Source organism: Rahnella sp. BCC 1045 (assembly GCF_019049615.1).
In the GTDB taxonomy this organism is placed as follows: Bacteria; Pseudomonadota; Gammaproteobacteria; order Enterobacterales; family Enterobacteriaceae; genus Rahnella; species Rahnella contaminans.
This window is the reverse complement of the sequence record NZ_JAFMOZ010000008.1, coordinates 1-258: the sequence shown is the minus strand read 5'-3', so window position 1 is coordinate 258 and position 258 is coordinate 1. Positions and strand designations below refer to the sequence as shown.

The window sequence follows — 258 nt, the reverse complement described above, 5'->3', positions numbered from 1 at the left end:
GCACCGGCAGCTACAAACAGCAGGCGATTCAGGCCATCACAGCCGCCATACAGGGCCTGACGGGCGGCGACTGGAGTTCCGCCGTCGCCGGAGCCGCCGCGCCGTACATGGCCGAGTTCATCAAAAACAATACCGCCGAAGGTGCCGAACGCATCATCAGCCACGCCCTCGCCGGCGCCATCGTCGCCGAAATGCAGGGCGGAAATGCGGCAGCCGGGGCTGCGGGCGCGGGGCTTTCCGCCGCAGGCGCGAAATACA

The 258-nt window shown here is 67.4% G+C and carries 1 pseudogene; it reads left to right on the top strand.

Annotated elements, in window-relative coordinates:
- Nucleotides 1-258, top strand: a pseudogene (locus J1782_RS00035) (hypothetical protein); the annotation flags it as partial.